Raw genomic sequence first — 15,658 nt, 5'->3', positions numbered from 1 at the left:
CGGCTTAGGCCGCCACCGGCTTTTCCGGGGCGGACCGCTTGAACAGCATCGGCGCCAGGTGCCGCACGAGCAGCGCCGCCAGCACGATCACCACGATCCCGGCCAGGTACGCGAACGGGACCACGTACGTGCGCCCGGTGAACGTGCTCCCGGTGGTCGGGGTCAGGAACGGCAGCACCACGCTGACCACCATCGCCGCGTGCCGGAATCGCGACGTCCCCGCGGCCGCGGCCAGCGGGATCACCGCCCACAGCAGCCACCACGGCTGCATCGCGATGTGCAGCATCATGAACGCGCCCATGGACACGCCGAGGCCGATGATCGGCCGGTAGCGCCAGCGGAAACTGTCCCAGAGGAACTTGACCGTGATCGCCGCGGCGACCGCGTACCCGATCAGGCCGATGATCGCGACCAGTGAGTCCGTGTGATTGCCGAGCCCGAGTGTGATGCCCAGAACACCCGAAAGGCTGGCCAGCTCGTTGACCGGCGAGATCCACGACCGCACGATGCCCGGCGTGCCGAGCGCGCCGATCCAGCCGAAACCGAGCCCGCTGCCGAGACACAGCGCCACCGTGACCACGGCGAACACCGCCAGCATCAGCGCGGCCGCGCGCAGCAGGTCGACGATCTTGCCGTGCCAGCGCCGCGCGATCATCACGCCGAAGAACGGCAGGCCGAGGAACGCGTTGATCTTGACCATGGCGCCGAGCGTGATCACGGCCGCGCCGAGCACGATGAACAGCAGCTCGCCCTTGGCCAGCGGCGGCGGGATGTCGCCCTTGACCCTGACCGGCAGCCTGCGGATGCCGATCTCCAGCCCGGCCATCATCAGCCCGATGCCCAGCGCCTCGTTGTGCGTGCCCGCGACCAGGTGGAAGATCACCAGCGGGTTCAGCGCGCCGAGCCACATGGCGGTCGCGGGCTGCACGCCGAACCGGGTCGCCAGCCTCGGCAGCGCCCACACGATCAGCGCCAGGCCGACCAGCTCCAGCGCGCGCTGCAGCAGCACGCCGGTCGCGACATGGTTGCCGGCCAGCTCGTTCAGCCAGCCGCCGATCCGCAGGAACACCGGCCCGTACGGCGCCGGCGTCTGCTGCCACATGCCGGAGACGTTGTTGGTGAACGGGTCGGCCTGGCCCAGCGCGATGGCCGGGCCGAGCGCGTACGGGTCCATGCCGCGCCGCACGATCTCGCTCTGCGCGAGGTAGGAGTACACGTCGCGGGAGAACAGCGGCGGGATGAACAGCAGCGGCGCGACCCACATGGCCAGCGTGCGCGAGAGCTGCCCGCGCGAGGCGAGCCGTTCGCGCGACGGCTTGGCGAACCGGCCGAGCAGCAGCCACGCGAAGACCAGCAGGCCGACACCGGTGAACGCGACCGCCAGCGAGACCGTCGGGATGCGCGCGAACAGGCGCAGCACCGGGATGTCCATCACCGGGTTCGCGATCGGGGCCGCGCCGGCGCCGAGCGAGCCGAACGCCAGGAACAGCGTGCCGACCGTGCCGAGCCTGCGCACGACGGTGAGCGCTCGCGTCTCTTCGGCGTTCAGGGGATCCGTGTCGTGCGGGCGCGGGGGAGTGACTGTCGCCACCGCCGTTGTCTCGTCCACTGCCACGCCGGAAGGGTATCCACTCGCCCCCGCGGTGATACCGGTCACTGGGTTAGCACCCCGCCTTTGCTCTTCGAACGGAAATACGACACACTTGTGTTGTGAAAAAGACCGGCGCCGAGGACCAGGTGGGGACAGTCATGTCCCCGTCCGTGCCCGCGCAGGTCGGCGCGGAGGGCCGCACCCGGCACGAAGTGGCCCGCTTGCTGCTGGAACAGGGTCCCATGAGCGCCGTCGTGGTCGCCGAGCACCTCGGCATCAGCCCCACGGCCGTGCGCCGTCACCTCGACACGCTGGTCGCCGACGGCCAGGCCGAGACCAAGGACGCGCCCCGCCGCGGCCCGCGCGGCCGTGGCCGCCCGGCCAAGGTCTTCCTGCTCACCGAGTCCGGCCGCGCCCGCTTCGGCCACGCCTACGACGACCTCGCCGTCTCCGCGATCCGGTTCCTCTCGGAGCACGCGGGCGAGGACGCCGTGCGCGCCTTCGCCGAGAGCCGGGTCGCCGCGCTCGTCGAGCCGCACCGCGAGGCCATTACCAGGGCCGACGAGCCCACCGAGCGCGCGGAGGCGCTTGCCGCCGCGTTGACCAAGGAGGGCTACGCTGCCTCGACCCGCGAGGTCGGGCACGGCGAACAGCTCTGCCAGCACCACTGCCCGGTCGCCCATGTCGCCGCGGAGTTCCCGCAGCTGTGCGAAGCCGAAACAGAGGCTTTCGCGAAGCTGCTGGGCACGCACGTGCAGCGGCTGGCGACCATCGCACACGGGGACAACGTGTGCACCACACACGTACCGGCCGCTAAGACCGGTATTGCACAAGAAGCACGGATCCCGGATGGAGGGAAACCCGCATGACTGCCGCTGCCGAGCAGCGCACTCCCACCACGACGCCGCTGAGCCAGGAAGAGACCATCGAGTCCCTTGGCAAGTACGCGTTCGGCTGGAGCGACTCCGACGAGGCGGGCGCCAGCGCCCGTCGCGGACTGAACGAGGATGTCGTCGTCGACATCTCCGAGAAGAAGTCCGAGCCGGAGTGGATGCGCGAAGCGCGACTCAAGGCGCTCAAGCTCTTCGACCTGAAGCCGATGCCCAACTGGGGCGCGGACCTCTCCGGGATCGATTTCGACAACATCAAGTACTTCGTGCGGTCCAGCGAGAAGCAGGCGACCTCCTGGGAAGACCTGCCCGAGGACATCAAGAACACCTACGACAAGCTCGGCATCCCCGAGGCGGAGAAGCAGCGCCTTGTCGCCGGTGTCGCGGCCCAGTACGAGTCCGAGGTCGTCTACCACTCGATCCGCGAGGACCTCGAGAAGCAGGGCGTGCTCTTCCTGGACACGGACACCGCGCTCAAGGAGCAGCCGGAGCTGTTCCAGGAGTACTTCGGCTCCGTGATCCCGGCCGGTGACAACAAGTTCTCCGCGCTGAACACGGCCGTGTGGTCCGGCGGCTCGTTCATCTACGTCCCCAAGGGCGTCAAGGTGGACATCCCGCTGCAGGCCTACTTCCGGATCAACACCGAGAACATGGGCCAGTTCGAGCGGACCCTGATCATCGTCGACGAAGACGCCTACGTGCACTACGTCGAGGGTTGCACCGCGCCGATCTACCAGTCCGACTCGCTGCACTCGGCGGTCGTGGAGATCATCGTGAAGAAGGGCGCCCGCTGCCGCTACACGACCATCCAGAACTGGTCGAACAACGTCTACAACCTGGTCACCAAGCGCGCCAAGTGCGAAGAGGGCGCGACCATGGAGTGGATCGACGGCAACATCGGCTCCAAGGTGACCATGAAGTACCCGTCCGTGTTCCTCATGGGCGAGCACGCCAAGGGCGAGGTCCTCTCGGTCGCGTTCGCCGGCGAAGGCCAGCACCAGGACGCCGGCGCCAAGATGGAGCACCTCGCGCCGCACACCTCCTCGACCATCGTGTCGAAGTCGGTGGCGCGCGGCGGTGGCCGCACCTCGTACCGCGGCCTGGTCAAGGTCGCGAAGCGGGCGCACCACTCGCGCTCCAGCGTCGTCTGCGACGCGCTGCTGGTCGACACGATCTCGCGCTCGGACACGTACCCGTACGTGGACATCCGCAACGACGAGGTGTCGATGGGCCACGAGGCCACGGTCTCGAAGGTCAGCGAAGAGCAGCTGTTCTACCTGATGTCCCGCGGTCTCGACGAGGCCGAGGCGATGGCGATGATCGTGCGCGGGTTCGTCGAGCCCATCGCGCGCGAGCTGCCGATGGAGTACGCGCTCGAGCTGAACCGGCTGATCGAGCTTCAGATGGAAGGGTCAGTCGGCTAGTGGCGGACAACAACGTTGCCGAAGCTCTGCGCGAGGGGACGGTCATTCCGGCGGCCTCCCGCGCGGAGCGGTTCACCTCGTACGACGTGGAGGCCTTCGAGGCGCCGCGCGGTCGTGAGGAGAACTGGCGTTTCACCCCGATGAAGCGGCTGCGCGGGCTGCACGACGGCACCGCGGTCGCGTCTGGCGAAGCGATTGTCGAGATCGAGTCGGCGGACGACCTGGTCGTCGAGACCGTCGGCCGTGACGACTCGCGGCTCGGTGTCGCCGGTGTGCCCAGCGACCGGATCGCCGCGCAGGCGTACTCCGCGTTCGGCAAGGCCACCATCGTGACCGTGCCGAAGGAGACCAGCGCCGCCAAGCCCGCGGTGCTGCGCACCCAGGGCCCCGGCGAGGGCAAGGTCGCCTTCGGGCACCTGCAGGTGCGGGCGGAGGCCTTCTCGAAGGCCACCATCGTGCTCGACCACGTCGGCTCCGGCACCTACGCGGACAACGTCGAGTTCGTCATCGGCGACTCGGCGAACATCACCGTGGTCAGCGTCCAGGACTGGGCCGACGACGCGGTGCACGTGTCCGAGCAGCACCTCAAGCTCGGCCGCGACGCCAAGCTCAAGCACATCGTCATCACGCTCGGCGGTGACCTGGTCCGCGTCTCGCCGACCGCCACCTTCGCCGACCGCGGCGGCGACGTCGAGATGCTCGGGCTGTACTTCGCCGACTCCGGCCAGCACCAGGAGCACCGGCTCTTCGTCGACCACGCCGTGCCGAACTGCAAGTCCCGCGTGATGTACAAGGGCGCGCTGCAGGGCGACGACGCGCACACCGTGTGGGTCGGCGACGTGCTGATCCGCGCGGCCGCCGAGGCGACCGACACCTACGAGCTCAACCGCAACCTGGTGCTGACGCCGGGCGCGCGCGCCGACTCGATCCCGAACCTGGAGATCGAGACCGGTGAGATCGAAGGCGCCGGGCACGCGAGCGCCACGGGAAGGTTCGACGACGAGCAGTTGTTCTACCTGCAGTCGCGCGGAATCGGCGAGGAGGCCGCGCGGCGGCTGGTCGTGCGCGGGTTCTTCCACGAGATCCTGGTCAAGATCGACGTTCCCGAGGTGCGCGAGCGCCTCGAGGCCGCGATCGAAGCCGAGCTTGAAGCCGTAGGCGTCTAACACCGCCGCCTGAGCGTCCACAACAGACTTTAGGAAACACAGAAATGCCTACGCTGGAAATCAAGGACCTGCACGCCTCGGTCACCACCGAGGAGGGCCCCAAGGAGATCCTCAAGGGCGTCAACCTGACCATCAAGTCGGGCGAGACGCACGCGATCATGGGCCCCAACGGCTCGGGCAAGTCCACTTTGTCCTACGCCATCGCCGGTCACCCCAAGTACGAAGTCACCTCCGGTGAGGTACTCCTCGACGGCGAGAACGTGCTCGAGATGAGCGTCGACGAGCGCGCCCGCGCCGGCGTCTTCCTCGCCATGCAGTACCCGGTCGAGGTGCCGGGCGTGTCCATGTCGAACTTCCTCCGCACCGCGGCCACCGCGGTCCGTGGCGAGGCCCCCAAGCTGCGCCACTGGGTCAAGGAGGTCAAGGACGAGATGAACAAGCTCGAGATCTCGCAGGAGTTCGCCGAGCGTTCGGTCAACGAAGGCTTCTCCGGCGGCGAGAAGAAGCGCCACGAGATCCTGCAGCTGGCGCTGCTCAAGCCGAAGATCGCCATCCTCGACGAGACCGACTCCGGCCTGGACGTCGACGCGCTGCGCGTCGTCTCCGAAGGTGTCAACGAGTTCAAGTCGAACAACGACGCCGGCGTCATGCTGATCACGCACTACACCCGCATCCTGCGCCACATCACCCCCGACTTCGTGCACGTCTTCGCCGACGGCCGCATCGTCGAGTCCGGTGGCAAGGAGCTCGCCGACGAGCTCGAGGAGAACGGCTACGTGAAGTACACCGGCAAGGCCGAGCCCGCCGCTGTCTGATCATTCTTCGCTACTACACACCGAGAGGAGTTGGCCCGATGACCACCACCACGGCTAACTCTGTGCCGTTAGACGTAGCGGCCATCCGGGCCGACTTCCCCATCCTGTCCCGCACGGTGCGCGACGGGAAACACTTGGTGTACTTGGATTCCGGAGCGACCTCCCAGAAACCGACGCAGGTGCTCGACGCCGAGCGCCGGTTCCTGGAGACCTCCAACGCGGCCGTCCACCGCGGTGCGCACCAGCTCGCCGAAGAGGCCACCGACGCCTACGAGTACGGCCGCGCCCGTACCGCGGAGTTCGTCGGCGCCTCCCCGGACGAGCTGGTGTTCACCAAGAACGCCACCGAAGGCATCAACCTGGTGGCGTACGCGATGAGCAACGCCGCCACCGCGGGACCCGAGGCTTCGCGGTTCGTGGTCGGTCCCGGTGACGAGATCGTCATCACCGAGATGGAGCACCACGCGAACCTCGTGCCGTGGCAGCAGTTGTGCCAGCGCACCGGCGCCACGCTCAAGTGGTTCGGCGTCACCGCGGACGGCCGTCTCGACCTGTCCAATCTGGACGAGCTGATCACCGAGCGCACGAAGGTGGTCGCGTTCACGCACCAGTCCAACGTGCTCGGCACGATCAACCCGGTCCGGACGCTGGTCGACGCCGCGCACAAGGTCGGCGCGCTCGTCGTGCTCGACGCGTGCCAGTCGGTGCCGCACTTCCCGGTGAACTTCCACGAGCTCGGCGTCGACTTCGCGGCCTTCGCCGGCCACAAGATGCTGGCCCCGTACGGCATCGGTGTCCTTTACGGACGCCGCGAGCTGCTCGAGGCCATGCCGCCGTTCCTGACCGGCGGCTCGATGATCGAGCTGGTCCGGATGGAAGGCACCACGTTCGCCGCGCCGCCGCAGCGGTTCGAGGCGGGCACCCCGATGACCTCCGAGGCGGTCGGCCTCGGCGCGGCCGTCGACTACCTTTCCGTGCTGGGCATGGACAGGGTCGCCGCGCACGAGCACGTGCTCACCGAAGCCGCCCTCGCCGGCCTCGGCGAGATCCCCGGCGTCCGGGTCGTCGGCCCGACCGACATGAAAGACCGCGGCGGGCTGGTCTCGTTCGTCATCGACGGCGTGCACCCGCACGACTCGGGACAGGTGCTGGACAGCCTCGGCATCGCCGTGCGCGTCGGGCACCACTGCGCCTGGCCGCTGCACCGCGCCTGCGGTGTCGCGTCCACCGTGCGCGCCTCGTTCTACGTCTACAACGAACTGTCCGAAGTGGACGCCCTGGTCCAGGGTGTGCGCGAGGCACAGCGTTTCTTCGGGGTGGCGTAAGTGAACCTGGAGAGCATGTACCAGGAGATCATCCTGGACCACTACAAGAACCCGCACGGCCGCGGCCTGCGTGAGCCGTTCGACGCCGAGTCGTTCCAGGTCAACCCGACCTGCGGCGACGAGGTGACGCTGCGCGTCAAGGTCGATGACGGCAAGGTCGCGGACGTGTCCTACGACGGCCAGGGCTGCTCCATCAGCCAGGCCTCGACCTCGGTGATGACCGAGCTCGTCGTCGGGCACACCGTCGAAGAGGCGTTCACCACCATGGACGCGTTCGTCGAGCTGATGCAGGGCCGGGGCCAGGTCGAGCCGGACGAGGACGTGCTGGAGGACGGCATCGCCTTCGCGGGCGTCGCCAAGTACCCCGCGCGCGTCAAGTGCGCGCTGCTCGGCTGGATGGCCTTCAAGGACGCGGTAGCCCGAACCGACAGTGGAGTTGAAACCGCATGAGCGACACCGTGTCTCCTGAAAGCGAGACCACCCCTGAACACCGCGAGGGTCGCACCGCCGCCGACCTGCCCGACCAGGTCGAGCCCGCCGTCGAGCTGGCCAAGCTCGAAGACGTCGAAGAGGCGCTGCGCGACGTCGTCGACCCCGAGCTCGGCATCAACGTCGTCGACCTCGGCCTGATCTACGACATCCGCGTCGAGCCGGACAACTCGGCGACCATCGACATGACGCTGACCTCGGCGGCCTGCCCGCTGACCGACGTCATCGAGGACCAGACCGCGGCCGCGCTGACCGGCGGCGGCTCCGGCGGCCTGGTGAGCGACTTCCGGATCAACTGGGTCTGGATGCCGCCGTGGGGTCCCGAGAAGATCACCGAGGACGGGCGCGAGCAGCTGCGGGCCTTGGGCTTCACGGTCTAGCTTTTTGCATGAAGGGAGCCTTCATCCACGCTGGATGAAGGCTCCCTTCATTTTTGGGGTTACTCCATGGGGCCGTGGATAGCGGCGTGGAAGAGGGGCTTGGTCGTGTCGATGCCGCCGCCCTCCCAGCGCACCACGTTAGACATGGCCGGTGATCGAGCAGCGCGCGTTCTCGTCTGCGGTGGCGAAGAACAGGCCTGATCCCTTGGCGCCATTGGTGGTGTCCGCGCCGTTCGCTTCCAGCCGGATATCCGTCCAGTCGCATTTCTTGACCGCCGCTTCCGCGGTGGCCGCGCCCGTGACGACGGCCGTGACGCCGATGCCCGCGAGCATGAGCGCGGCGAGTTTTGTCTTGATCCCCATGGTCTTCTCCCCAGAGTGTTCGTGCTTGACCTCTGGTGAGATGCCGCCGGAGCGCACAAAGTTGGGCCGAGTCCTGTGACCTAGTTCACCGCGGGCCCGATGGGGCCGACCTCGACGGGAATCTGGTCGCTGACCGGCCCCATGCCCCACGGGACCTTGATCCAGGTGCTCGATCCCGGCAGCCGGAACTCGGCGCGGGCCGGGGTCTGTGGTGCGGAGCCGTCCTTGTTGGTTTCGACGGACCAGGTGAGTGACACCTCGGCCCAGTAGCCCGCTGCGCCGGGCGGGTCGGGGGTGAGGGTGACGCGCTGCGGTGACCCCGTGCCGTCGCCGAACTTACGAGGCAGCACCTTGCCGTCCGCCAGCACCAGCCGGAAGTCGGTCAGATAGCCGTCGACGTCGCACGCCCGCGCCTTGGTGTGGAAGAACAGGCCGGCGCCCCAGCGGATGTCGTTGCCGCTGCCGCGCGCCGCCTCGTTGTGCTCCACCTTGATTTCCTCGGCCTTGCAGAGCTTGGGGTCGACCGGGGTCTTCGTCGAGGTCGGGGATGGTGGTGCGCTCGAACTCGAGCTTGAGCTCGGGGCGGCGGAGGAGGAGGTGGGAGTGTCGCTTGTGGACGGTGTGGACGGCGGCGGGGTCAGTGCGGGTGCCGGAGTGTTCACCGCAGCCGTGTTCACTGGGGTGTCGCGTGGAACGAACCACCACACCGCGGCGGCCCCGGCGATCACGAGTGTCGCGCACAGGGCGATCACCAGCGCTCGCTTCGACCGCTTGCGCGGCAGATCGCCGCTCAGCTCGTCGGCGAGCGCGCGCATGGTCGGCCAGCGTTTCGCCGGGTCAGGCTGAAGTGCCTTCTTCACGATGGTGCCGAGTGGCCTCGGGATCGGCGGCGCGTCCGGGGCGCCGACGGTCGTGCCGGTGAGCAGCCGGTGGGCGAGCGCGCCGAGCCCGTAGACGTCGGTGCGCTCGTCGACGATGCCGGCCTGGCGTGCCTGTTCCGGCGCCATGTAGCCAGGGGAGCCCGCCATCTGCGTCAGGCCGGAGCCGTGCGCAAGCGCTTTCGCGAGGCCGAGATCCGCCAAGACCAGGCGGTCGCCCTGGAACAGCACGTTCGACGGCTTGAGGTCGCGGTGCACCACGTCCATCGCGTGCAGCACACAGACGGACTCGGCGACGTCGACGAGGATGGGCAGCGCCTCCTCGGCGGGCATGGGCCCGTCGAGACGGTCTTCGAGACTGCCGCCGTCGGCGAAACTCGTGACGAAGTAAGGCCTGCCGTCCGGCAGTTCACCGATGTCGAGCACGCGCAGAACGCGCTCGGAGTCGGCTTGCCGCAACAACCGCGCCTCGGCGAGGAACCGCTCGCGCACGTCGAGCCGCGAAGCCCAGTTGTCCGCCAGCACCTTGATGGCGACCGGCGAACCCAGCTCGTCGTCACGCGCCAGCCATACCGACGCGAACCCGCCCGCCCCCAGCAGGCACTCGACGGGATAGCGCCCGATCTGCTCGATGATCCACCCCCGGATAAGATCCCCCGGCTCGATGGTAAACGTTTCTGAGGGGGCACGGGGATGGACGCCGACATCGAGGCGCTGGCGGCCGAAGCCGCGACCGACCCGGCGGCGATGGACCGGCTGCTGCGCCGCATCCAGCCGGAAGTGCTCCGCCGCTGCGGCCGGTTCCTGCCCTGTCGCGAAGACGCCGAGGAAGCCTGTCAGGACGTGCTGCTGAAGGTCTCCGCGAACCTCCCCGGATTCCAGTGGCGCAGCAAGTTCAGCACCTGGCTGCACACGATCGTGTCCAACAGCTCGCTCAGCACCTACCGCTCGCTGAAGCGCCGTTCGGACCGGCAGTTCAGCGACGAGTCACTGGAGCTGCGGCCCGATCCGCGCACGACCAGTGTCATCGCGGGCTCGCGGCTGGATCTGCTCGACGCGCTGGAGAAGCTCGACGTGAGCAAGCCGCAGGTGGTGCGGCCGTTCATCCTGCGCGAGATCTCGCAGCTCACCTACGCCGAGATCGCCGATGAGCTGGAAAGCCCGGTCGGCACCGTGAAATCGCAGGTCCACGACGCGCGGCAGGCGATCCAGCAGCTGCTCGGCTGAAGCTCGTTGGGCGATCGGGCAATCAAGACGGCCAGTATTTGGCGGATCGGCCAGTCACCTGATCGGGTGGCCTGGCGCACGCTGCTCTGAACACTGACGAAGGGACCCGGTGTGGTGGAGCAGGTTGGACCGAGACTGCGTACCCGGCTTGTGCGCCGCAAGCCGCTCGAGGACCTGATGGCCGAACCCGAGCACGCGGGCGGCCTCAAGCGTTCGCTCGGCCTCGGGCATCTCACGATGATCAGCATCGGCGCGACGCTCGGCACCGGCATCTTCGTGGTGCTCGGCGAGGCTGTGCCTGTCGCGGGCCCGGCGATCGTGGTCTCCTTCGTGCTGGCCGGAATCACCGCGCTGTTCTCCGCACTGTCCTATGCGGAATTGGCGGGCATGATCCCGGCCTCTGGATCGTCCTATTCGTACACTTACGCGACGCTCGGCGAACTCATCGCCTGGGTCTGCGGCTGGTGCCTGGTGCTCGAGTACGGGGTGTCCGTCGCGGCCGTCGCCGTCGGCTGGGGCCAGTATCTCAACGAGCTGCTGCAGCTGCTGTTCGGCTTCGCGATCCCCGACGCGCTCAGCCAGCCACCGGGCGCCGGCGGAGTGGTCAACGTGCCCGCGGTCGCCGTGGTGGTGCTCGCGATGGTCGTGCTGCTCGGCGGCGCGAAGGAGAGCGCGCGGGTCAACGCGATCATGGTGGCGATCAAGATCGGCGCGCTGTTGATGTTCTGCGCGGTCGCGTTCACCGCGTTGCGCGCGGGCAACCTCACCCCGTTCTTCCCGCTGGGGCTGGCCGGGATGAGCGCGGGCGGCGCGAAACTGTTCTTCTCGTACATCGGTTTCGACGCCGCGTCGACCGCGGGCGAGGAGGCGAAGAACCCGCAACGGGACCTGCCTCGCGCCATCGTGCTCTCGCTGGTGATCATCACCGCGCTGTACTGCCTGGTCGCGCTCGCGGCCGTCGGCGCGATGCCGTGGGGCCGGTTCGAGGGCGCGGAGGCGGCGTTGAGCCAGGTGCTCTCCGATGCCACCGGCGTCGGCTCGATCTGGCCGGTGCTGCTCTCGGTCGGCGCGGTCGTGGCGACCTCCAGCGTGGTACTCACGGTCCTGTATGGACAGACGCGGATCCTGTTCGCGATGTCGCGTGACGGGCTGATGCCCGGGGTCTTCGCCAAGGTCAACCACAAGGGCGTGCCGGCGGCGAACACCGTGCTGGTGTCGCTGTTCATCGCGGTGCTCGCCGCGTTCGTCCCGCTCGGCAGCCTGGCCGACGCCACCAGCATCGGCACGCTGTTCGCGTTCGGGCTGGTGAACCTGGCCGTCATCCTCCTGCGACGGCGTAACCCCGACGCGCGGCGCACGTTCCGGGTGCCGTTCTCGCCGGTGACACCGCTGCTCGGGGTCGGGTTCTGTGTGTACATGATGTTCAGTCTCGGCGCGATCACCTGGGTCGCCTTCGGACTGTGGATGGTGGGCGGGCTGGTGCTGTACTTCGGCTACGGCATCAAACGGTCGCGGCTCGACGACCGGTCCCGTTAAGGAAGGGTGATTCCGGCGAGCGTTCGCAGCTGAAGCCAGAGCACGAGCCGCTCGTCGGGATCGGCCAGGTCGAAGCCGAGCTGCTCCTGCATCTGGCGCAGCCGATAGCGGCAGGTGTTCGGGTGCACGGCGAGCCGCTGCGCGGTGGCGGCGACGTCGCAGGCGGAGTCGAGATAACAGAGCACGGTCCGCGCGTGCTCGGTGCCGTGCCGCTCGTCGTGGTCGACCAGCCGCTGCCACAGTCCTTGCCGCAGCCGGGTGTCCGTCGAGAGCGCGGTTCTCAACCGCAGCACGGCGACTTGGCCGCTGACGTCTTCGACCGCGGCCACACCCGAGGGCACCACACGCAGCACCAGGTCGGCGTCCTCACGGGACTGGACGGCATCGGCCGGGGTCGCGACGACACCGCCGAGCCCCGCGGCGACCGGGATACGCAAGGACGAAAACGCTTGCGCGATGATGTCCTCGGCCAGTTTGCGCTGATCGTCCTTGCCGGGGAGCAGCGCGTAGACCGTCCGTCCGATGAGGACACAGGACTGGCGCCCGTAGCGGGCTTCGCAGCGCAACGCGACGAGATCGAGCAACCTGAGCGTCGCCTGCTCCCGGCCGGGGCCGGACTCCGACCCGGTGATCGCGAAGGCCGCCACACGGACCGGTACCTCTTCGTCCACATCGGACGGACCCGCTTCGCCTTCGAGCAGCCTCCGCAATTGCCTGCCCTGATGGCGGCGGGCGAGCTCTTCGGTGGCGCGGATCCGGAGCAGGTGCAGCGCGGCCGTCGCGGCCGACCCGCTGAGCACCTCCTCGGCGTTCGGCGCGAGCGCGCCGCCGTCGACCACCCAGATCGAGCCCAGCGCTTCGCCGCCCGCCCGCACCGGCACGGCCAGCCGCGGCAGGCCGCCGCCGAGCGCCGGGAAATGCCGGACCTCGTTGCCGTGGAACAGGAGCCGGTACTGCTCGGTGTTGGCGTCGCCGCCGGGCACCTGCCTGCCGAGAATGCCCTGCCTGCGGTCGTCGTCGACGTCCTGACCCTTCAACGTCGAGTAGGCGAGGATGCGCTGCTGAGGGTCCTCGATCGCGGTCGCCCCGCCGGACGCGGCCGCGATGGCATTGGCGAGCGCGAACAGGTCGCCGAGCGCGGGGCCGGTCGCGGCACCGGTCACCCCGGTGCTCAGCGTCGACGAGATCAGCAGGTGAGCGCTGTGCCACGGCACCTCTTCGCCGACGACGAGCAGCCCGATTCCCGCCCGCTCGGCGATGGCCGCGAGGTCGCCGAGGGGATCGCCGTAGTCCTTGACCACGACACCGGCGAAGCCCGCCTTCGCGGCGTCGCGGATCACCGCCCGCGCCGCACGCTGGGCGACACCGACGGCCAACAGCAGCCCATCGCGGGTTTCGGGCAGCGGTGCCTGTGTGTCGAAGAGGATCGCCTCACGCACTTCGCGATCCATGGCGGTGACCAACCGGATCACCGCCTCGCCCAGGACGTCGACGAGCGCGGCGAGTGTGCTCGGCCGATCCGATTCGAGGGTCACGGTTGTTCACCGTACCCCGCTTCGTTGGCCGGAACGCCAATGAGCGAGTACCGGTGTTGGCGGACCGGCCAGTTCGAGGTGCGCTGCGTTTGGCCAGACTCGGACGGGTGAACGCGGAAACGGTGGCTCAGCAAGCGGCGGTCTCGGCCGGTGTCCGGGTCCGGCTGGTCGACGATGTCGCGGAGATCGCGCGGGTCGCCGCGTTCTTCGCCGAGGTCTGGCGGACGCCGGACGAGCCGCTGCCCGCGGAGACACTGCACAGCCTGCAGCACGCGGGCGGTTCGATCATCGCCGCCTACGCGGGTGACCGGCTCGCGGGTGCCGCGGTGGCCGTCTTCGAGCCACCTCGCGAGCGTGCGGTCTACTCGCTGCTCGCGGGAACCTCGTCGTCCGATCGGGGAGTCGGGTTCGCGTTGAAGCAGGCGCAGCGGGTGTGGGCGTTGCGCGAGGGCGCGCGGTCCATGTCGTGGACCTTCGATCCGCTGGTCGGCCGGAACGCCAGGTTCAACATGGCGAAGCTCGGCGCGGTCGGCACCGAATACCTCATCGACTTCTACGGGCCGATGAACGATGGTCTCAACGCGGGCGACGAAAGTGACCGGGTGACCGCCCGGTGGGAGCTGTCCGCCGCCGCGCCCGCGCTCGACCACGAGCTCGCCGGCGCCGTGTTCGACTTGACCGCGCCGGATGGCAAGCCGCTCACGGCGTATCGCGACGACCTGCTCTTCTGCCGCGTTCCCGCGGACATCGTGGAGCTGCGCGGTCGTGACCCGGAGGCGGCTTTGGCCTGGCGCAAAGCGGTCCGCGGGGTGCTCACCGGCGCGTTCGACCGTGGCTGTCGCGTCATCGGGATGTCCCGTGACGGCTGGTACACCCTCCGAGGAGCTGACTCGTGAAGATCGACTTGGTCGAGCTGCTGCATGTCGAGATCCCTTTGGTCTCACCGTTCCGGACCTCGTTCGGCACAATGACGAGCAAGGACACGTTCCTGCTGCGCGTGGTCGCCGATGGCGCCGAGGGGTGGTCCGAGTTCGCGGCCGACCCGGAGCCGTTGTACTGCTCGGAATTCGTGGCTGGCGCCGAGATTGTGCTCGCGACTTGCTTGGTGCCGAGTGTCGTCGCGCTGCCCGATGTCTCCGCTGCACGGCTGGAGCCCGCGATGGCGTTCGTCAAGGGGCATCATCTGGCCAAGGCGGCTCTGGAGACGGCAGTGCTGGACGCTGAGTTGCGCGCGTTCGGCATGTCGATCGGCGGGTATCTCGGTGCGACCGCCTCCCGAGTGCCGGCCGGAGTTTCTGTTGGCATCAAGGCGTCTTTGCCTGAGTTGCTGGATGATGTCGAGCGATACCTGAGCGAGGGCTACGTCCGGATCAAGCTCAAGATCGAGCCTGGCTGGGATGTCGCGCCGGTGCGTGCGGTTCGCGAGCGTTTCGGGTACGACCTTTCTTTGCAAGTGGATGCGAACACGGCGTACACACTGGCGGACAGTTCGCATTTGCGGCGGCTTGACGAGTTCGACCTGTTGTTGATCGAACAGCCGTTGCCTGAGGACGACATGCGCGGGCATGCGTTGCTGGCTCAGCGGATTCAGACGCCGATCTGCCTCGACGAGTCGATCACCTCGGCTCGGGACGCGGCCACCGCGCTCGCACTGGACGCTTGCCGGATCATCAACGTGAAGCCCGCGCGGGTCGGTGGGTACCTGGAGGCTCGGCGGATCCATGATGTCGCGGTCGCGAACGGGGTCGCGGTGTGGTGCGGGGGAATGCTGGAGACAGGGATCGGGCGTGCGCCGAACCTGGCTTTGGCGGCACTGCCGGGTTTTCTGCTGCCGGGCGACCTTTCGGCTTCGAACCGGTACTTTGCCGAGGACCTGACTGAGCCTTTCGTTGTCGAGGACGGTCATGTGCGGGTGCCTTCCGGTGCGGGGATCGGGGTTGAGCCATTGCCTGAGATGGTGAAGCGGTTCACGACCTCTCGGCGGGTGCTGTACTCGCGGTAGTTCCTACTTCTGAGGCTGGCAAGAGCCTGCGGTCGGC

General features: G+C 68.4%; 15 protein-coding genes. 11 read left to right on the top strand and 4 right to left on the bottom strand.

Going from position 1 to position 15,658, the window contains the following annotated elements; translation table 11 throughout:
• Positions 1 to 4 precede the first annotated feature (4 nt).
• The gene (gene mptB / locus AB5J62_RS25685) at positions 5 to 1,615 is read right to left on the bottom strand and encodes a polyprenol phosphomannose-dependent alpha 1,6 mannosyltransferase MptB (protein ID WP_370942493.1); all 1,611 of its coding nucleotides are present in this window, start codon (positions 1,613 to 1,615) and stop codon (positions 5 to 7) included.
• Positions 1,616 to 1,749: 134 nt separating this feature from the next.
• On the opposite strand from mptB, the gene AB5J62_RS25680 reads away from it, so the two are divergent.
• From AB5J62_RS25680 to AB5J62_RS25650, 7 genes are read left to right on the top strand one after another with little or no spacing between them, the layout of a single operon-like run.
• Positions 1,750 to 2,460, top strand: a complete 711-nt coding sequence (locus AB5J62_RS25680; RefSeq protein ID WP_370950335.1) for a helix-turn-helix transcriptional regulator — start codon at positions 1,750 to 1,752, stop codon at positions 2,458 to 2,460.
• Positions 2,457 to 3,905 (top strand): Fe-S cluster assembly protein SufB, encoded by a 1,449-nt coding sequence (gene sufB / locus AB5J62_RS25675; protein ID WP_091292587.1) that lies wholly within the window; start codon positions 2,457 to 2,459, stop codon positions 3,903 to 3,905. Before AB5J62_RS25680 ends, sufB begins: the two co-directional genes overlap by 4 nt.
• Positions 3,905 to 5,071 carry a Fe-S cluster assembly protein SufD gene (gene sufD, locus AB5J62_RS25670; RefSeq protein WP_370942492.1) on the top strand — a complete coding sequence of 389 codons (1,167 nt, stop codon included), beginning with the start codon at positions 3,905 to 3,907 and terminating at the stop codon, positions 5,069 to 5,071. Before sufB ends, sufD begins: the two co-directional genes overlap by 1 nt.
• A 44-nt stretch (positions 5,072 to 5,115) precedes the next feature.
• Positions 5,116 to 5,886, top strand: a complete 771-nt coding sequence (gene sufC / locus AB5J62_RS25665) for a Fe-S cluster assembly ATPase SufC (protein ID WP_370942491.1) — start codon at positions 5,116 to 5,118, stop codon at positions 5,884 to 5,886.
• Between the two features lie 38 nt (positions 5,887 to 5,924).
• The gene (locus AB5J62_RS25660; protein ID WP_370942490.1) at positions 5,925 to 7,211 is read left to right on the top strand and encodes a cysteine desulfurase; all 1,287 of its coding nucleotides are present in this window, start codon (positions 5,925 to 5,927) and stop codon (positions 7,209 to 7,211) included.
• On the top strand, positions 7,212 to 7,661 hold the full coding sequence (gene sufU / locus AB5J62_RS25655; protein WP_370942489.1) for a Fe-S cluster assembly sulfur transfer protein SufU: 450 nt from the start codon (positions 7,212 to 7,214) through the stop codon (positions 7,659 to 7,661). It begins immediately after the preceding gene.
• Positions 7,658 to 8,080, top strand: coding sequence for a metal-sulfur cluster assembly factor (locus AB5J62_RS25650; RefSeq protein WP_370942488.1), 423 nt, complete (start codon positions 7,658 to 7,660; stop codon positions 8,078 to 8,080). The genes sufU and AB5J62_RS25650 overlap by 4 nt, the downstream gene beginning before the upstream one ends.
• Positions 8,081 to 8,218: 138 nt before the next feature.
• Here the strand turns inward: AB5J62_RS25650 and AB5J62_RS25645 are convergent, their stop codons facing one another.
• Both AB5J62_RS25645 and AB5J62_RS25640 read right to left on the bottom strand, forming a co-directional pair.
• Entirely contained in the window at positions 8,219 to 8,443 is a 225-nt protein-coding gene (locus tag AB5J62_RS25645; RefSeq protein ID WP_370942487.1) for a hypothetical protein, read from the bottom strand.
• A gap of 80 nt (positions 8,444 to 8,523) precedes the next feature.
• The gene (locus tag AB5J62_RS25640) at positions 8,524 to 9,918 is read right to left on the bottom strand and encodes a serine/threonine-protein kinase (RefSeq protein WP_370950334.1); all 1,395 of its coding nucleotides are present in this window, start codon (positions 9,916 to 9,918) and stop codon (positions 8,524 to 8,526) included.
• Positions 9,919 to 10,014: 96 nt separating this feature from the next.
• Between AB5J62_RS25640 and AB5J62_RS25635 the strand changes: the two genes are divergently transcribed.
• Complete coding sequence (locus AB5J62_RS25635; RefSeq protein WP_370942486.1) at positions 10,015 to 10,548, top strand: RNA polymerase sigma factor; 534 nt, start codon at positions 10,015 to 10,017, stop codon at positions 10,546 to 10,548.
• A gap of 177 nt (positions 10,549 to 10,725) precedes the next feature.
• Positions 10,726 to 12,084, top strand: coding sequence for an amino acid permease (locus AB5J62_RS25630; RefSeq protein WP_370950333.1), 1,359 nt, complete (start codon positions 10,726 to 10,728; stop codon positions 12,082 to 12,084).
• Here the strand turns inward: AB5J62_RS25630 and AB5J62_RS25625 are convergent.
• Complete coding sequence (locus tag AB5J62_RS25625; protein WP_370942485.1) at positions 12,081 to 13,619, bottom strand: helix-turn-helix domain-containing protein; 1,539 nt, start codon at positions 13,617 to 13,619, stop codon at positions 12,081 to 12,083. The genes AB5J62_RS25630 and AB5J62_RS25625 overlap by 4 nt on opposite strands.
• Positions 13,620 to 13,726: 107 nt before the next feature.
• Between AB5J62_RS25625 and AB5J62_RS25620 the strand changes: the two genes are divergently transcribed.
• Complete coding sequence (locus AB5J62_RS25620; protein WP_370942484.1) at positions 13,727 to 14,515, top strand: hypothetical protein; 789 nt, start codon at positions 13,727 to 13,729, stop codon at positions 14,513 to 14,515.
• Positions 14,512 to 15,621, top strand: coding sequence for an o-succinylbenzoate synthase (gene menC / locus AB5J62_RS25615; protein WP_370942483.1), 1,110 nt, complete (start codon positions 14,512 to 14,514; stop codon positions 15,619 to 15,621). Before AB5J62_RS25620 ends, menC begins: the two co-directional genes overlap by 4 nt.
• Positions 15,622 to 15,658: the final 37 nt, after the last annotated feature.

This window comes from Amycolatopsis sp. cg5 (assembly GCF_041346955.1).
In the GTDB taxonomy this organism is placed as follows: domain Bacteria; phylum Actinomycetota; class Actinomycetes; order Mycobacteriales; family Pseudonocardiaceae; genus Amycolatopsis.
This window is presented reverse-complemented; position numbering and strand designations above follow the sequence as displayed.

Excerpts from the sequence above, each read along its gene's own strand:
- sufB (WP_091292587.1), top strand. The coding sequence starts at position 2,457 with ATGACTGCCGCTGCCGAGCAGCGCACTCCCACCACGACGCCGCTGAGC.
- AB5J62_RS25660 (WP_370942490.1), top strand. The coding sequence starts at position 5,925 with ATGACCACCACCACGGCTAACTCTGTGCCGTTAGACGTAGCGGCCATC.
- AB5J62_RS25645 (WP_370942487.1), bottom strand. The coding sequence starts at position 8,443 with ATGGGGATCAAGACAAAACTCGCCGCGCTCATGCTCGCGGGCATCGGC.
- AB5J62_RS25630 (WP_370950333.1), top strand. The coding sequence starts at position 10,726 with ATGGCCGAACCCGAGCACGCGGGCGGCCTCAAGCGTTCGCTCGGCCTC.
- AB5J62_RS25635 (WP_370942486.1), top strand. The coding sequence starts at position 10,015 with ATGGACGCCGACATCGAGGCGCTGGCGGCCGAAGCCGCGACCGACCCG.
- AB5J62_RS25680 (WP_370950335.1), top strand. The coding sequence starts at position 1,750 with ATGTCCCCGTCCGTGCCCGCGCAGGTCGGCGCGGAGGGCCGCACCCGG.
- sufC (WP_370942491.1), top strand. The coding sequence starts at position 5,116 with ATGCCTACGCTGGAAATCAAGGACCTGCACGCCTCGGTCACCACCGAG.
- AB5J62_RS25650 (WP_370942488.1), top strand. The coding sequence starts at position 7,658 with ATGAGCGACACCGTGTCTCCTGAAAGCGAGACCACCCCTGAACACCGC.